The 16,343-nt window shown below is 31.2% G+C and carries 14 protein-coding genes; 8 read left to right on the top strand and 6 right to left on the bottom strand.

What is annotated here, in order from left to right:
• Positions 1 to 5: 5 nt before the first annotated feature.
• Both H0I32_RS09950 and H0I32_RS09955 read left to right on the top strand, forming a co-directional pair.
• The gene (locus tag H0I32_RS09950; protein ID WP_179313473.1) at positions 6 to 1,346 is read left to right on the top strand and encodes a DUF2254 domain-containing protein; all 1,341 of its coding nucleotides are present in this window, start codon (positions 6 to 8) and stop codon (positions 1,344 to 1,346) included.
• 51 nt (positions 1,347 to 1,397) lie between these two features.
• On the top strand, positions 1,398 to 2,615 hold the full coding sequence (locus tag H0I32_RS09955) for an NAD(P)/FAD-dependent oxidoreductase (protein WP_179313472.1): 1,218 nt from the start codon (positions 1,398 to 1,400) through the stop codon (positions 2,613 to 2,615).
• On the opposite strand, the gene H0I32_RS09960 is transcribed toward H0I32_RS09955, so the two are convergent.
• Positions 2,582 to 4,867, bottom strand: coding sequence for a response regulator (locus tag H0I32_RS09960; RefSeq protein ID WP_179313471.1), 2,286 nt, complete (start codon positions 4,865 to 4,867; stop codon positions 2,582 to 2,584). The two genes, H0I32_RS09955 and H0I32_RS09960, sit on opposite strands and share 34 nt — an antisense overlap.
• Positions 4,868 to 5,131: 264 nt before the next feature.
• Between H0I32_RS09960 and H0I32_RS09965 the strand changes: the two genes are divergently transcribed.
• The 5 genes from H0I32_RS09965 (at position 5,132) to H0I32_RS09985 (ending at position 9,674) form a co-directional block, all read left to right on the top strand.
• Positions 5,132 to 5,665 (top strand): DUF1697 domain-containing protein, encoded by a 534-nt coding sequence (locus tag H0I32_RS09965; RefSeq protein WP_179313470.1) that lies wholly within the window; start codon positions 5,132 to 5,134, stop codon positions 5,663 to 5,665.
• A 6-nt stretch (positions 5,666 to 5,671) separates the two neighbouring features.
• Positions 5,672 to 6,757 (top strand): diphosphomevalonate/mevalonate 3,5-bisphosphate decarboxylase family protein, encoded by a 1,086-nt coding sequence (locus H0I32_RS09970; protein ID WP_179313469.1) that lies wholly within the window; start codon positions 5,672 to 5,674, stop codon positions 6,755 to 6,757.
• Between the two features lie 40 nt (positions 6,758 to 6,797).
• Positions 6,798 to 7,727 carry a mevalonate kinase gene (locus H0I32_RS09975; RefSeq protein ID WP_179313468.1) on the top strand — a complete coding sequence of 310 codons (930 nt, stop codon included), beginning with the start codon at positions 6,798 to 6,800 and terminating at the stop codon, positions 7,725 to 7,727.
• A gap of 89 nt (positions 7,728 to 7,816) precedes the next feature.
• Positions 7,817 to 8,719 (top strand): geranylgeranylglycerol-phosphate geranylgeranyltransferase, encoded by a 903-nt coding sequence (locus H0I32_RS09980; RefSeq protein ID WP_173586353.1) that lies wholly within the window; start codon positions 7,817 to 7,819, stop codon positions 8,717 to 8,719.
• Positions 8,720 to 8,825: 106 nt separating this feature from the next.
• Positions 8,826 to 9,674, top strand: a complete 849-nt coding sequence (locus tag H0I32_RS09985) for a pseudouridine synthase (RefSeq protein ID WP_173586354.1) — start codon at positions 8,826 to 8,828, stop codon at positions 9,672 to 9,674.
• Positions 9,675 to 9,877: 203 nt separating this feature from the next.
• Here the strand turns inward: H0I32_RS09985 and H0I32_RS09990 are convergent, their stop codons facing one another.
• Genes H0I32_RS09990 through H0I32_RS10005 form a run of 4 tightly spaced genes read right to left on the bottom strand, consistent with a single transcriptional unit; the run spans position 9,878 to position 14,535 of the window.
• On the bottom strand, positions 9,878 to 10,645 hold the full coding sequence (locus H0I32_RS09990) for a hypothetical protein (protein ID WP_179313467.1): 768 nt from the start codon (positions 10,643 to 10,645) through the stop codon (positions 9,878 to 9,880).
• Positions 10,646 to 10,670: 25 nt separating this feature from the next.
• The gene (locus tag H0I32_RS09995; RefSeq protein ID WP_173586356.1) at positions 10,671 to 11,408 is read right to left on the bottom strand and encodes an MIP/aquaporin family protein; all 738 of its coding nucleotides are present in this window, start codon (positions 11,406 to 11,408) and stop codon (positions 10,671 to 10,673) included.
• 37 nt (positions 11,409 to 11,445) lie between these two features.
• Positions 11,446 to 12,942 carry a glycerol kinase GlpK gene (glpK, locus tag H0I32_RS10000; RefSeq protein WP_173586357.1) on the bottom strand — a complete coding sequence of 499 codons (1,497 nt, stop codon included), beginning with the start codon at positions 12,940 to 12,942 and terminating at the stop codon, positions 11,446 to 11,448.
• Positions 12,943 to 12,975: 33 nt separating this feature from the next.
• Positions 12,976 to 14,535 (bottom strand): glycerol-3-phosphate dehydrogenase/oxidase, encoded by a 1,560-nt coding sequence (locus tag H0I32_RS10005; protein WP_179313466.1) that lies wholly within the window; start codon positions 14,533 to 14,535, stop codon positions 12,976 to 12,978.
• A 289-nt stretch (positions 14,536 to 14,824) separates the two neighbouring features.
• Between H0I32_RS10005 and H0I32_RS10010 the strand changes: the two genes are divergently transcribed.
• A complete protein-coding gene (locus H0I32_RS10010) occupies positions 14,825 to 15,586 on the top strand; it encodes a DeoR/GlpR family DNA-binding transcription regulator (RefSeq protein ID WP_179313465.1) in 762 nt (253 codons plus the stop codon).
• A 338-nt stretch (positions 15,587 to 15,924) separates the two neighbouring features.
• Here the strand turns inward: H0I32_RS10010 and H0I32_RS10015 are convergent, their stop codons facing one another.
• A complete protein-coding gene (locus H0I32_RS10015; RefSeq protein ID WP_179313464.1) occupies positions 15,925 to 16,314 on the bottom strand; it encodes a cupredoxin domain-containing protein in 390 nt (129 codons plus the stop codon).
• Positions 16,315 to 16,343 lie beyond the last annotated feature (29 nt).

Consider the following 16,343-nt stretch of genomic DNA (forward strand, 5'->3'; position numbering starts at 1 on the left):
ATAATTTGAAAAACTACATTTATAAAATATGGGATACGCTAGAAAAGTTAGAAAGTAATATTGCTTTCTATCCTTCAATAATTAGTTTATTTGGGGTGTTATTTGCTTTTTTTATGATCTATTTAGAGAGCATAGGGATTTCTAAATATTTAGTAGAGCATGCGCCAATTTTGGTTGTTAATAATACCGAGACTGCTAGAAGTTTATTAACCACATTTATTGCTGGGCTTATATCAATAATGGTTTTTAGTTTTTCTTTGGTAATGATTTTACTCAACCAAGCTTCAAGTAATTTTTCGCCTAGAGTATTGCCAGGATTAATTTCTAATCGTAGACATCAAGTGATACTTGGTATTTATAATTCTTCTTTACTATACTGTATTTTTACTTTAGTTTCAATTGCACCAGAGGGAGATAAATACCAACTGCCAGGGTTCTCAGTGCTGTTGGCTATTGTTTTTATGACCTTTAGTTTAGGAGCTTTTATTTATTTTATTCATTCTATTTCTCAAGAAATTCAAGTGAATACAATTATGGATAAAATATTTAAAAAATCGAAGCAACGTTTAGAAGGGTTAATTGAAAATGAAAAGTACATTGATGTAGAATTCGAGGATTCTTCAGATTGGAAAAGTATTATGGCTAGCACAACGGGCTACATGCAAGATGTAAACATGAAGGCTTTGGCAACGCTAGCAGAAGAACATCATTTAAAAATTGATATAGTACCTGTAAAAGGAATGTATATTCTTAAAGGTGTTCCTGTTTTAAAATACAAAGGTGAAGTCGCTGAGGAAAAAGAAGATCACATAGATCTTGAAAAAAAGTTGATAGAAGCTGTTACATTTTCTAACAGTGAGCTTATTGAAGATAATTATATTTTGGCTTTTAAGCAGATTACTGAGATTGCATTAAAAGCAATGTCGCCAGGAGTTAATGATCCAGGTACATGCATCAATGCAATTGATTATTTAACGGAATTGTTTGCGTTAAGGATGACTAAAAAAGATAAAAGTTACTATTTTAATGAAGATGAAAAAGCAGTTATTTCTATTAAAACTGTAAATTTTCAGGAATTACTTTATAATGTAATGGCAGCCATGAGAACTTACTGTAAGCATGATATTATAATTGTTCAGAAATTATTTATTATGTTTCAATATTTGTTGCAGCAAAATGATGTTTTAAAAGAAAATTATAAAGAAATTATTATAAAAGAAATCATAAATCTTAGAAATGATGCTTTAAATAATCATCAAAATGATAGAGATATTGAGGTGATTAAATCCTATATTGCAAAACTTAAAACTGTAATTCCTTCAGAATATTCCTTAGAGGTTCAATAGGTGAAATTAATAGCTGATAGACTGAATTACGCAATTTCTTAAATATATTTTATGTCTATTACCAAAGATGTCATTATTATAGGTGGAGGTGCTGCTGGTTTTTTTGCGGCGATTAATATTGCCGAACAAAACCCAGAATTATCAGTTGCTTTATTAGAGCGTGGTAAAGAAGGTTTGCAAAAAGTAAAGATTTCTGGAGGAGGGCGTTGTAATGTAACACATGCTGAGTTTATTCCTTCAGAATTGGTGCACAACTATCCAAGAGGCGAAAAAGAACTCTTAGGACCCTTCCATAAGTTTATGACAGGTGATACAATTGCTTGGTTTGAAGAACGTGGTGTAGAACTTAAAATTGAAGAAGATGGACGTATGTTTCCTGCATCAAATTCATCTCAAACTATAATCGATTGTTTTCTATATGAAGCTAAAAAGCATAACGTAGAGATTTTATATAATCACTCGGTTAAATCTATGGATGCTTTAGAAAGTGGATTTAAAATAGAAACATCTCAAGGCGATTTTCAGTCTAAAAAAGTAATGATCGCTACGGGTAGTAATCCTAAAATTTGGAAACTTATTGAAGGTTTAGGGCATACTATTATTAATCCCGTTCCATCACTGTTTACTTTTGATATAAAAGATAAACGCATTAAAGATATTCCTGGCGTTGTTGCTAAAAATGCAAACATTAAAGTTGTAGGTACAGATTTGGAATCACAAGGGCCATTACTAATAACTCATGTTGGTATGAGTGCGCCTGCCATTTTAAAACTTTCTGCTTTTGGAGCTGTAGAATTGGCAAGAATGGATTATAATTTTAAGATTGAAATTAATTTTATTAATAGAGATTATGAATCTTGCATAGATCAGATTAAAGCCTTTAAACAAGAATTTGCAAAGAAGACTGTCATTAACCTTTCGCATTTCGACTTACCAAAACGGTTATGGAAACAATTAGTTTTAGCTTCAGATATTGAAGATAATAAACGTTGGGCAGATCTTAATAAGCAACAATTAGAAGCATTAGCTAGCCAATTAACACGTGCTATTTTTCAGGTTATGGGAAAAAGTACTTTTAAAGATGAATTTGTTACAGCTGGCGGAGTTGATTTAAAGGAAGTAAATTTTAAAACTTTTGAGAGCAAAAGAATTCCTAATCTCTATTTTGCTGGTGAAGTCATTAATGTAGATGCGGTAACGGGTGGTTTTAACTTTCAGAATGCTTGGACAAGTGCTTACATTGCATCGACATCGATAATTTTACAGTAGTTGTCGTTATCGCCACTGTACGACATAATAACAGCTTTAAAATCTTCAAAAATGTAAGGCTTAGTAATGATGTGATTAATACCTGCTTCTTCAGCTTTTTGTAAAATTTCATTAGAATTTAAAGCCGTTAGTGCCAAAATAGGAGTTCCAGAATTAAATATTCTAATGTGTCTAGTAACTTCATAACCGTCCATGTCAGGCATGTTTATATCCATTAAGATGATGTCAAAATCTTTATTTTTTATGACAGCTATAGCTTCTTTGCCATTAGATACTGTTTCGCAACTGTAACCTTCAATTTTCTCTATATTTTTCTTGGTAATTAAAAGATTAATTTTATTGTCATCAACAACCAATACGCGCATCTCTCTATGCGGTAATATAGATATTATTTTTTGAGTTTCATCAGAGATATTGACAAGCTTAAATGTAATTTCAAAGAAAAAGCAAGTACCTTCATTTAGGACAGATGTGAAGTCTATTTGCGAATTATGACTTTCGAGTAATGTTTTTACAATATGAAGACCTAATCCAGAGCCACTACTATTTTTATTTAAGAACGCCTTATTTTCAAAGGCACTGAATACAATAGATCTGTGCTCTTCTCTTATTCCAATACCTGTATCCTTTACTTCAAAACGTAAGGTGATATTGTTTGCGTCTCGCTTTTTTTCAAAAACATTAATACCAATATGGCCTTTTTTTGTATAGCGAATAGCATTGTATGCTAAGTTTATTAATATTTGACTAAAGGCTACTTTATCTATTAAAATGTGTTCTTGTTCGTCAGATTTATCAATATGAATTTTAAGATCTAAACCTTTATTCTTTGCAGCAACGGCAACGGTACTTACTACATGATTGACAATAGTATTTATTTTCCCCGGTTTTAAACGGAGGCTTTGTTTGTCAAATTTTAAGCGATTAGCTTGTAGGATGTTATCAATTAAAATAGATAAATAGTTACTTGAGGATATAAGTGAGTCTAAGTAAGATTGTTTCTTTTTATCATCCTTTTCTTGGTCAATAAGTGTCGCTAAACCATTAATGCCATAAATTGGTGTACGTAATTCATGACTTAAAATAGAGAAAAACTCTAGCCTATCTTTGTCAATTTTTGCAAATTTTAAATTAGAAGCTGTTAATGCTTTATTCATTTTTTCAAGATTCTTTTTTCCTTTAAAGTAGAAAAAGAAACTAACCAATGTAATAATAAATAAGATGCTAACTATGATTGTACTTCGTAGAAAAATTTTAGAATTATTAATATCTTTTTTCTGAATCTCATTAGCTAAATTTAGTTGTTGTTCAGCATTAATTATCTTAGAAATTAACTCGCCATTTCTAGCCTCTTTTTTTTCACTAAGTCTTAATGCAGTGTATTTATAGCTATCAGACTTTAGAAGATACTTATTTGCTGAGTCTAAATTTTTATTAGCATAGGTGAAGTATGAATGTTTATAATAGTTTAGTGTAGCAACTTTTCTATAAGTGCTCATGTCTGTTTTTAAAATAGACATTAAATCCTTATCATTTATTGATAATAGAGCTGTATAATCTTCAGGGGTAACATTGTCTACTTTTACTCTGGCAATACTGTTGTAGTATTTATAAGATAAAGTTAAAGCTTGTTTTAAATTTTCGGTACGATAATCTTTAGAGTTGTTTAAAGTACTGAAATCTGTATTGTTAATAATTTCTAATCCTTTTGTAGAGGTTTCTAAGAGACTGTTGTTTTTTAAATTATAATAGTTTCTTTTAATTAAATTCTCAAAATTTATAAAATAAATTTCACTATTCAAAGATTTCGATAATGCTTGAGCTATAGGGTATATACTATCAAATTTCGTATAGTTTTTTTCGTTGACATAAGTATTAACTAATCCAGCTAGTGCAAGATCTTTTCCTTTTTTGTTATTTAATGAATCAAATATTTGAAATGCTTTTTTATGATAACTCTCCGCTTTTTTAAAATTAGAGGTTTTAACTAAAACATTAGCTAAAGCATTATAGGCTTTGGCTTCAGTTAATTTCAGATTGTTTTTCTTTGAGAAATCTATAGCTTTATTTACAAGTATAGTTGCCTTGTAAAGGCTGTCTTTATCAACTAACCGATCTAGTCTGTAACTATCAAAAGAGTAAACTTCACTTTTATTATCTGTTAAAGGCTTTTCTTGTGGATTTACATTTAGAGCTGCAAAAAGTAAGAAAACAAATAAAATAATAATAGCGTTGGATTTGGGGAAACACATGTAATTCAACTATTAAGAGTGTAAAACTAAACTTTTACCAAGCTTTTGCAACATTTAATCGTGTTTATTTGTATTTTGAAGATATTAATTAGCTAATTTATAATGTTTTAAACAATTAAAAATCATGTTAAGTGCCTGTGGTATAGGTGGTTTAGTGTTTTTTTTTTGTTGTGTAAATTTATTTTAGTAGATTTTTGTAAAAGAAATATTATTTATAACGAGTTTTATTAATAATTAGTAGCTAATACTTTAATATGATGTAATATGCAAAATTATATAGCACTCCTCAGAGGGGTTAATGTTGGTGGACATAGAAAAATTTCAATGCAAGAGCTTAAAACTTTATTATCTAAATCTGGATTAGAAAATGTACAAACTTATATACAAAGTGGTAATGTTATTTTTAAGACTATAGATGAGGATAAAAGAGTTTTAGAAAATAAGATACAAAATTTAATATTAACTCATTTTGGTTTTGAAATTCCGGTTTTGGTACTTTTAAGAAGTGAATTAGAAATTATTTTTAATAATTGTCCTTTTAGTGATGCTAAAAAAGAGCATAGTTATTTCGTTATTTTGAGTGATATTTCAAACGAAAAGTTGATAAAAGAAGCCTCAGAAAAAAGATATATAGATGATGATTATAAGATTATGAACAACTGTATTTATTTGTTCTGTTCTAAAGGTTATGGTAAATCTAAATTCAACTTAAGTTACTTCGAAAAAAAACTAGATGTCAATGCTACAGCCAGAAACTATAAAACAATGGTAAAACTCTTATCTTTGTCCAATATTTAATATGTAATGACAGTACAAGACTTTATTCTAAAATCATACCAAACTAATGTTGAAACAGGTTCAGTAAAATGGGCTTCTCCAAGTAATATTGCTTTGGTGAAATATTGGGGGAAAAAGAAAGATCAAATTCCAGAAAATCCTTCCATAAGTTTTACGCTTTCTAATTGTAAAACGATAACGGAAGTTACTTATACTAAAAAGGAAGGCAAAGAATTTAGTTTTGATGTGTATTTTGAAGGTGAAAAAAATGAAGCCTTCAAACCGAAAATTCAAATATTTTTTGAGCGTATTGAAGCTTATATGCCATTTTTAAGAGATTATCATTTTAAAATTGATACTTCAAATACATTTCCTCATAGTTCTGGTATTGCTTCATCTGCATCAGGTATGAGTGCTATTGCTTTGTGTTTAATGAGTATTGAATATAAGTTGAATGCAGTAGAAAAGTCTTCTGATCTTAAATATTTTAATCAAAAAGCATCTTTTTTAGCAAGATTAGGATCCGGAAGTGCATGCAGAAGTATTGAAGGAGAACTTGTTGTTTGGGGAGAGAATGAAAGTATAGCTGAAAGTTCAGATTTATACGGTGTAAAATTTGAAGGTGAAGTGCATTCTAACTTTAAAAATTATCAAGACACTATTTTGTTAGTCGATAAAGGAGAGAAGCAGGTGAGTAGTACGGTTGGTCATCAGTTAATGTATGGACATCCATTTGCTCAAGAACGTTTTAAGCAAGCGCATGATAATTTAGCGACTTTAAAAACGATTTTAGCTTCGGGTGATTTAAATGAATTTGTAAAAATTGTAGAAAGTGAAGCCTTAACGCTCCATGCTATGATGATGACGAGTATGCCTTATTTTATATTAATGAAACCAAACACACTAGAGGTTATTAATAAAATTTGGGCCTTTAGAGCAAAGACCGATTCTAAAGTTTGTTTCACGCTAGATGCAGGTGCAAATGTGCATATTCTGTATCCAGAAAGTGAAACCAAAAGTGTTCTTGAGTTTATTAAAAATGAATTGGTTAGCTATTGTCAAAATGAACATTATATTTGCGACCAAATTGGTTTGGGTGCAAACCAAATCTAATTTTAATACGTATATTTGTTAAAGTAATTGCTTTAAATTTATGAAGGGACCATTATTTTATTCTAAGATTCTTTTATTTGGAGAGTACGGAATCATTCGCGATTCTAAAGGCTTGTCTATTCCTTATAATTTTTATAATGGTGCACTAAAACTTAGTGATAACCAAACTAAAGAAGCTACAGATTCTAACGCTAGTTTAAAACGTTTTGCGACGTATTTAGAGGGTTTAGATAAGGATTTGGTGGTTTTTAATGCAAGTGAATTACATAGAGATCTTAATGAAGGCATGTATTTTGATTCTTCAATTCCACAAGGATACGGAGTAGGGAGTAGTGGTGCTTTAGTTGCTGCAATTTATGATAAATATGCAAGTGACAAAATCACAGTTTTAGAGAACTTGACACGTGAAAAACTTCTAAAGTTAAAATCTGTTTTTTCTGCTATGGAATCATTTTTTCATGGTAAATCTTCAGGATTAGATCCTTTAAATAGTTATTTAAGTCTTCCTATTTTAATCAATTCGAAAGATAATATTGAAGCTACAGGTATTCCTTCACAAAAAGCAGAAGGAAAAGGAGCTGTATTTTTAATAGATAGTGGTATTGTTGGTGAGACTGCACCAATGGTGAGTATTTTTATGGAAAGCATGAAAAATGAAGGTTTCCGTAGCATGCTTAAAGATCAATTTATAAAGCATACTGATGCTTGTGTAGATGATTTTTTAAAGGGTGATATGAAATCGTTGTTTAAAAATACAAAGCAATTATCTAAAGTTGTTTTAAACAACTTTAAGCCTATGATTCCTGCTCAATTTCATGACTTATGGAAAAAAGGCTTAGATACTAATGATTACTATTTAAAACTTTGTGGTTCTGGTGGTGGAGGTTATATCTTAGGATTTACTGAAAATATAGATAAAGCTAGGGAAGCGCTTAAGGGTCAGAAATTAGAAGTTGTTTATAATTTTTAGATTTTGATTCCGTTATTCAGTAAGCTTTAAGAAATGTATTTTATTAAAGTAGATTGAAGTTTTATTTCTAATTTTTTCTTAATCAAATTATGTTATCTAGAAGGCGGAAACACATTCTATTAAAATTTTTCGGCCTATTCTCTGTTGTTAGAGGCTATAATGTTCTAGTTGTAGTTATCGCTCAGTATTTAGCATCTATTTATATTTTTGCACATACTAAACCTGTTAAATCAGTACTTTTAGATATTAATTTATTAATGTTAGTTCTAGCATCTTCAGCAACAATTGCATCAGGTTATATTATTAATAATTTCTACGATTCTGAAAAAGATTTAATAAACAAGCCTCGAAAAACAATGCTTGACCGTTTGGTGAGTCAAAATACAAAATTGTCTTTTTATTTTGTGCTAAATTTTGTGGCAGTTGTCTTTGCTAGTTATGTGTCATTTAAGGCTGTAATTTTCTTTTCTATATACATTTTTGCGATTTGGTTTTATTCACATCGTTTAAAAAAACGTCCTTTAGTAGGTAACTTGGTATCTGCAATACTTACTGTAACACCATTTTTTGTCATCTTTATTTATTATCAGAATTTTGAGCATGTTGTTTTTGCTCATGGTATATTTTTGTTTTTATTAATCTCTATGAGAGAACTCACTAAAGATTTAGAAAATATAAAAGGTGATTTAGCTTTAAATTACAGAACTATCCCTGTAGTTTATGGAGAGCAGATGTCTAAGTTAATGCTAACTATTGTAGCTGTTTTAACTATTGTTTCTGCAGTGTTGCTTATTCTGTTTTTTGAAATCGGATATATGTATTATTTCTTTTATTTGAGTATAATGCTATTGCTTATCTACCTTATCATCCTTTTAAAATCAAATAAGAAAACGCACTATTTAATACTGCATAATATTCTTAAATTTATAATTGTAACAGGTGTTTTTTCAATTCTATTAATTGATGTTTCGGTCGTTTTAAATAGAATATAGAATTGCCTTTATAGTTTTAAAGTGTTGAAAATTACAAGAGTTAAACTACTTTAATAATTAAGTGCAAGATGTAAACTATTGTTTATCTTTGCAAAAAATTTAGAACATGAGCAGAAATCAAGATAGCAAAGGAAAAGGGAAAGGGAAAACTTCAGGAAGAGGAAATGCTAATAGTAAAACCGATAGTTTAGCTAGAGGAAATGCTCCCGTAAAAAAGAAAACACCAGCAGCAAGCAAACCATCTAATCCAGATGAGATGCGTTTAAATAAATATATAGCAAATTCAGGTATTTGTTCGCGTCGTGAAGCTGATGAGAATATAGCTATTGGTTTAGTATCTGTTAACGGTAAAGTAATTACCGAAATGGGGCATAAAGTAAAGCGTACTGATGAGGTGCGTTACGATGGTCAACGTATTACTCCAGAGCCAAATGTTTATGTGTTATTAAATAAGCCAAAAGGATTTGCAACTACAACTGCAGAAGGTAAAGGTAAAACGGTTATGGACTTAGTAGCTAACGCAACTAATGTAAACATAAAGCCAATAGGTCGTTTAGGTAGAAACTCGTTAGGGTTGCTATTGTTTACTAATGATGACAAAGTGGTTCAAAAATTTACTAATTCAAAAAACGGTGTAGCTCGTTTATTTCAAATAGAATTAGATAAAAATTTAAAATTTGAAGATCTAAAAAAGATTCAAGAAGGTTTTAAAATTGAAGGAAAACTTGTTTCTGTAGAAGAGATTAGTTACATACAAGGTGAATCTAAAAATCAAGTAGGTATTAAAATTAAAAATACAGGTAACACTATCTTACGTACTATATTTGATGAACTTAAATATGATATTGTAAGAATTGATTGTGTTGCAATTGGTCACTTAACGAAAAAAGATATTCCTCGTGGTCACTGGAAACATCTTACAGAGCAAGAGGTGAATACCTTAAAAATGATATAAAGTTGTAATTACAATTAGGTAGTTAACATCTACTATTTATAATTGAACCTTTGATTACATGTGATAATAAATGTCACACGTAATCAAAGGTTTTTTTATTATATGGATTCAATTATCTTGAAAAGATATTCAAAAAAATATACCCTATGATTTGAAAAGCGTTTCAAACCATAGGGTATGTAATAAAACTTATGATAATTTTCTTAGAATAAGCTAACTGCTAACTGTATTCTAGCTATTTTTTGTGAAGGATTCCACATTGTTGTAGCTGATACAGGAAAACTTAAATCTGAAAATTTAAGTGTTTTTGAAGCTGTAAATCCTACATTAACAAAATCGAAATTTTGTTCACCATCACCATATAAGTGAGTGTCTCCGTTTAAAGAAAAAGCAGCACCTGCAAAAGCATTTAAATTAACCTTAGAGTCTCTGATAATAGGGTAAGATGCTTCTACGTAAGTAGAATATCTTTGCTCTAACTCTCCTTCGTCATTTAATTGTGCATCTCCAGTTCCGTATAGCAATACATCAGCTTCTAATCTTAAAGGAAAATCACCTTTAAAAGTGTAAGAAGTACGTAAATCTAATAGGTGTGTAGTTGTGTTTTTATCATAATTCCACACATCAGGATTTTCTACACTTCTTGTGTTAAATAAATCCCATAACGCTATAGAAAAACCGTTTTTTGCATATTGAGCATAGTAGTTTATCTCTTTGTAAGAAGTAGCATCACTATCATTAGAAAAAGCCATTCCTCCCCAGAATCCAGCAGTAAAACTACCTGATTCGTTTAGTTTTAGTTTTGAAAAAACAGCTGCCATTGGTTTATCTGTAATAACTAACCCTCTCCAAAGATGGTTTGTTTTTACGTCTAAATTAAAATCAATTGGACTGTCTTTTAATTCTGTGTCTTGAGCATAGCCCATTTGCACTGCAATTAGTGCTACGAATATTATTAATAATTTTTTCATTTGTTTTTGTTATTAGAGAGATGTATTAGCTTATGGCCATGTATAAAAACGATGCGATTAAAGCACCTATAATAGGTCCTACTACTGGGATCCATGAATAGCTCCAGTCGCTAGAACCTTTTACAGGTAAAATAGCGTGCATAATTCTTGGTCCTAAATCCCTTGCGGGATTAATAGCGTAGCCAGTTGTACCTCCTAAGGATAAACCTATTACCCAAACAAGAAATGCAACGGGTATTGCTCCAATTGATCCTAGTCCTATAGCTGCTTCAGTACTTCCTGAAACTCCTAAGTTAATAGTAGGTCCTGCGATATAAAAGATGACAAATACTAAAACAAAAGTTCCAATAATCTCACTAGTTAAGTTAGAGACCGTGTTTCTTATTGCTGGTCCTGTGCTAAAACAAGCTAATTTACCTCCTTCATCATCTGTAATTTTAAAGTGATCCTTGTATACTAACCATACAAAAAATGCACCTAACATGGCACCGATCATTTCACCGGCAAGATATTCTGGTACTACAGCCCAAGAAATACCACCTGTTGTTGCTAAAGCAACAGTTACAGCTGGGTTTAAGTGAGCACCACTATATGGTCCTGCTATGATAACGCCAAGAAATACACCTAAGGCCCAGCTTGTGGTGATTTCAATCCACCCCGATCCATTACCTTTTGTGCCTTTTAATACGGCATTTGCTACGACACCATTACCACATATAATGAGGATCATGGTGCCTAATATTTCTGCTAATAATATTGACATGATTGTTTAATTTTATAGTTGTTGTATTAGAGTTTATTTATTCTTCAATCCAGTTCTGAGCACACTTCACTGCTTTATGCCAGTAATGCAGCATGTTGTCTACTTTTTCTTGAGGAGCTTCTGGGTAAAATTCTTTGTCAATTTCCCATTGAGATTGAATATCATCTATACTATCCCAATAACCAACTGCTAAACCTGCTAAATATGCAGCTCCCATAACTGTTGTTTCAAGGGTCTTAGGTCTAATGATTTTAAATCCAAATAAATCAGATTGAATTTGCATTAACAAATCACTTGCAGCTGCACCACCATCAACTCTAAGTTCAATACTTTTTTTACCTGCATCAGCTTCCATAGCTCTAACGATATCGTAAACTTGAAAAGCAATACCTTCTAATGTTGCACGAGCAATATGTGCATCAGTAGTTCCTCGAGTAATTCCTAACATAGCTCCACGTGCATATTGATCCCAATAAGGAGCACCTAAACCTGTTAATGCTGGTACAAAATATACACCACCATTATCTTCCGCCATTTCAGCTAAGTGATTAATACCTGGGGCAGTTCTTACCATTCTTGCACCATCACGTAACCATTGTATTGCGGCACCACCAACAAAAACACTACCTTCTAACGCATAAGTAGTTTTTCCGTTTATTTTCCATGCAACAGTCGTTAATAAGTTGTTTTTAGAGTAAACAGCTTCTTCACCAGTATTCATTAATAAGAAACATCCTGTTCCGTAAGTGTTTTTAACCATTCCTGGTTTTGTACACATTTGTCCAAATAATGCAGCTTGTTGATCACCTGCGATACCTGCGATTGGAATTTTTGTAGAGAATAATGTTGTTGCAGTAGTTCCGTATACTTCACTACTTTGTTTTACTTCTGGCAACATAGCTTTAGGAATAGTAAATAATTCCATTAATTCTTCATCCCACGCCATAGTATGAATGTTAAATAACATTGTTCTACTTGCGTTTGAAACATCTGTGATAAACATTTTTCCTCTAGTAAGTTTCCAGATAAGCCATGAATCAACAGTACCAAAACATAATTTTCCAGCTTCAGCTTTTTCTCTTGCTCCTTCTACATTATCTAAAATCCATTTTAATTTTGTAGCAGAGAAATAGGCGTCAATTACTAAACCTGTTTTCTTTTTAATCATATCTGTGTGACCAGCTTCTTTTAACTCGTCACAGTATCTAGATGTTCTTCTATCTTGCCATACAATTGCATTATGAATAGGTTCGCTAGTTTCACGATCCCATACCACTACAGTTTCTCTTTGGTTTGTGATACCGATAGCAGCAATAGATTCTCCGTTAATTCCATGTTGTGCAATAACTTCTGCAGCAACTGATATTTGTGATGACCAAATAGCATTTGGATCATGTTCTACCCATCCCGGTTTTGGAAATATTTGTTCGAAAGGTTTTTGAGATACTTTTACAATCTCTCCGCTGTGGTTAAACAAAATAGCTCGAGACGATGTTGTCCCTTGGTCTAACGCTAAAATTAATTTGTCTTTCATTACAGTTTGATTTAGTTGTTTTTAATTTGTTGTTTATAGTATATAATTAGAGGTCACCTTAGTGTATTCTTCTACTTGTGCAGCTTGCCAAGCTTCATCTTCACCTAATTCTTTTGCCATTATTTTAGCAACTTCTGGTGCCATTGTAACACTTTCTTTAGCATTTAATAATTGACAACGAACTCTTCTAGCAAGAAAATCTTCGATGTTTAAAGCCATTTCATTTCGTACAGCCCATACAACTTGTGCTTGTATAACTCCCATAGAATCACTTAGGGATTTATCCCATCCGTTTTCTTTAGATAATTTTAGCACTTCTTCTTCATCACTACCGTAGAAATACAAAGGATCATTATGATTAATATTTTCTTTGTAACCATGAATTTTTAAACGTTTTGTTTTGGTAGGGATGTGTTTCCAATCGTGATTTTTTTCAGCAGTATCTACTAAATCTTGTCCCATTCTTCTAAAAGTGGTCCATTTACCTCCAACGATAGTTAATAGTCCAGAATCTGCAGTGTAGATTTTATGACTTCTTGATATTTCTTTAGTTTTATTTCCTTTTGCTTTTGGAGCTGCTAAAGGACGTAATCCTGCAAATACACTTAGTACATCGCTTCTTTTTGGAGCTTTGGTTAAGTAACGACCTGCGGTGTTTAAAATAAACCCTATTTCTTCTTCAAGAGCAACTGGCTCTAATGATTCTTTTTCTAAAGGTGTATCTGTTGTTCCTACTATAACTCTGTTGTGCCATGGCACTAAGAATAACACACGGCCATCATCTGTTTTTGGTATAGTGATAGCGTCATTTCCTGGTAAAAAAGACTTATCTAACATTAAGTGAACACCTTGACTTGGTGCAATTGTTTTTTCAGCACCCGGTTTGTCCATCTGTAACACATCATCAGCAAAAACCCCAGTAGCATTAACAACTTGCTTTCCTTTTATTTCGAAAGAGGTTCCGTCTACTTCATCATGAGCTTTAACACCTGTTACATTTCCGTTTTCATCTTTAATTAAACCTTCAACGGAACAATAGTTAGCGACTAAGGCTCCCATTTCAACTGAACTTTGAAGAACATTTATCGCCATACGTGAGTCGTCAAACTGACCATCGTAATAAACGACACCAGCAGATATTTTATCTGGATTGATGAGAGAGATACGTTTTAAAGTTTTCTCTTTGGAGATGCGTTTTGATCTTCCTAAACTTAACTTACCAGCTAATAAGTCATAAAATGTTAAACCAACAGTATATAATATTTCATCCCAAAGTCCATGTGTTGGAATTATAAAAGATTGGGTTTTAGTAATGTGAGGTGCGTTTCTTAGCATTAAACCTCTTTCTACTACGGCTTCTCTTACTAGTCCAATATCTCCTTGCGCCAAATATCTTACACCTCCATGTAATAATTTTGTCGCTTTACTTGATGTTGATTTAGTGAAATCAGATTTTTCAAGCAATGCAACTGAATATCCTCTTGCAGATGCTTCGAGAGCAATACCAATACCTGTTGCTCCTCCTCCTATAATTACGAAATCATAAGTTTTTGAATCACTTCTTAACTTACTTATCATTTTATTTCTATCCATAACGGGTTAGATTAATATGTTGTTAACTTATTGTTATTTTTGTTTCCGAGTATAAAACTACAACAAAACGAAACTAAAAAAAAGTTTTTTATTGTTATTTTTAATTTTTATATGTTTTTTTAACAATAAAGGCGTGTTTTAATTTTGTAATTATGATTTTTTTGTCAATTTATTTCATGAATACATAAAAGAGGTTTCGTTTTGTGTTAAAAAAATCAAGAATATTTGTGATTTCAATGTTAAAATGATATTAATAATCTTTATTTTTGTTTAAAACGAAGAAAAAGCAATGAATATCATAGATCGTCATAAACTCATATTAAGTAAATTAAATGAAGATGGATTTGTAAATGTCAATGATTTAAGTGAAGAGTTTAATGTTTCATTGGTGACTATAAGAAAGGATCTTAAGCTTCTTGAAGAAAAAAAATTACTGTTTAGATCTCATGGAAAAGCAATACCTGTAAATCCATATATTACAGAGAATCATGTTGAGGTTAAAGAAAAAATTAATGCAAAAGAAAAGAATAAAATAGCCAAAGCTGCTACAAAAACTTTAGAGCCACATGACAGCATAATTATTGCTTCTGGTACATCTGTTATTGAATTTGCTAGACGCATTAGACCTGTGGAGGGATTAACTGTCTTGACGGCTTCTTTAAGTACAGCTCTTATTTTATCTAAAAATAAAGAAATAGATGTTATGCAATTAGGGGGTATGGTGAGGCCTAGTTCTGCTTCTGTTGTTGGACCTATTGGTGAGAAAATGTTAGCAGAATTTACCTTTACTAAATTGTTTTTAGGTGTTGATGGTATTGATTTAGATTATGGGCTTACAACAACCAATTTAATGGAGGCTTCTTTAAATAAGGAGATGATAAAGTCGTCACAAAAAATTATTGTTTTAGCTGATTCTTCAAAATTTAATAAAAAGGGTTTTGGTAGAATTTGTGAACTTAATGAGGTAGATCAAATTATTACTGACTCTGGTATTGACGAGAATACAAAACGCAGATTACTAGAAATGGGAGTAGAGTTAACTATTGTATAATTAAATAGTCTGTTATCTATTTTGTCATATTGTTTTGCAACGAATACTTAACCTAGATAAAACATGTGTTTAACATAGTTAAAATAGGTTTTGTTTATTTTTGAAGTATAGATAATTTAGCAAGAAACATCTTCACATTACTTGGTGAGAAGCAGTATCTTTCCTGATTTTTTGAGAATTTAGCATCCTTTTAACGGGTACTTTTTTATGTGTTTATTTTAATGATTAATATATTTTCCTGAGGTAATATAATATGCTATTGTGAAGAGGGTGACATTAAATAAAGAAAGAGCAATCCATTGGATTGCTCTTTCTTTATTTAATTAGAGACATTTACTTTATTCTACAGTCAATGTATATTGAGGTGTTGGATTTAAAGGGCAGAAATAAATATACTTTCCTTTAGTTAAGCTTGTAACTTTACTAGTTTCTTTTGTGTTGTTCTCTACGGCTTTAGTAACATAAGCTGTGCTGATGTGGTTTTCTGGTTTAGAAGCATCCTTTCCTTTAGGTACTAATACGAAACCAACTTGGTGTCCTACATTTTTGTTAGCGATTTCAAAAATATAATCTCCTTCTTTTAATTTAAGTGATTTTTGAGTGAATTCTCCAGTCGTTTGTTCTAAAGAAACAGTTGTTGCTTTAGTTTTCATTTTCATAGAGTCTTGAGCATTTCCTGTTAATGTAAAAGTTAACGCGATTACGAGTAATGTGATAATTTTTTTCATCTTTTTTTATTTTTAAAGTTTATTATTAA

It is taken from the genome of Winogradskyella sp. HaHa_3_26, assembly GCF_019278425.1.
GTDB lineage: Bacteria > Bacteroidota > Bacteroidia > Flavobacteriales > Flavobacteriaceae > Winogradskyella > Winogradskyella undariae.

Bases quoted from the DNA above. Each gene is read 5' to 3' on its own strand.
- H0I32_RS09955 (WP_179313472.1), top strand. From the start codon at position 1,398: ATGTCTATTACCAAAGATGTCATTATTATAGGTGGAGGTGCTGCTGGT.
- H0I32_RS09960 (WP_179313471.1), bottom strand. From the start codon at position 4,867: ATGTGTTTCCCCAAATCCAACGCTATTATTATTTTATTTGTTTTCTTA.
- H0I32_RS09965 (WP_179313470.1), top strand. From the start codon at position 5,132: ATGCAAAATTATATAGCACTCCTCAGAGGGGTTAATGTTGGTGGACAT.
- H0I32_RS09970 (WP_179313469.1), top strand. From the start codon at position 5,672: ATGACAGTACAAGACTTTATTCTAAAATCATACCAAACTAATGTTGAA.
- H0I32_RS09975 (WP_179313468.1), top strand. From the start codon at position 6,798: ATGAAGGGACCATTATTTTATTCTAAGATTCTTTTATTTGGAGAGTAC.
- H0I32_RS09980 (WP_173586353.1), top strand. From the start codon at position 7,817: ATGTTATCTAGAAGGCGGAAACACATTCTATTAAAATTTTTCGGCCTA.
- H0I32_RS09985 (WP_173586354.1), top strand. From the start codon at position 8,826: ATGAGCAGAAATCAAGATAGCAAAGGAAAAGGGAAAGGGAAAACTTCA.
- H0I32_RS09990 (WP_179313467.1), bottom strand. From the start codon at position 10,645: ATGAAAAAATTATTAATAATATTCGTAGCACTAATTGCAGTGCAAATG.
- H0I32_RS09995 (WP_173586356.1), bottom strand. From the start codon at position 11,408: ATGTCAATATTATTAGCAGAAATATTAGGCACCATGATCCTCATTATA.
- glpK (WP_173586357.1), bottom strand. From the start codon at position 12,942: ATGAAAGACAAATTAATTTTAGCGTTAGACCAAGGGACAACATCGTCT.
- H0I32_RS10005 (WP_179313466.1), bottom strand. From the start codon at position 14,535: ATGGATAGAAATAAAATGATAAGTAAGTTAAGAAGTGATTCAAAAACT.
- H0I32_RS10010 (WP_179313465.1), top strand. From the start codon at position 14,825: ATGAATATCATAGATCGTCATAAACTCATATTAAGTAAATTAAATGAA.
- H0I32_RS10015 (WP_179313464.1), bottom strand. From the start codon at position 16,314: ATGAAAAAAATTATCACATTACTCGTAATCGCGTTAACTTTTACATTA.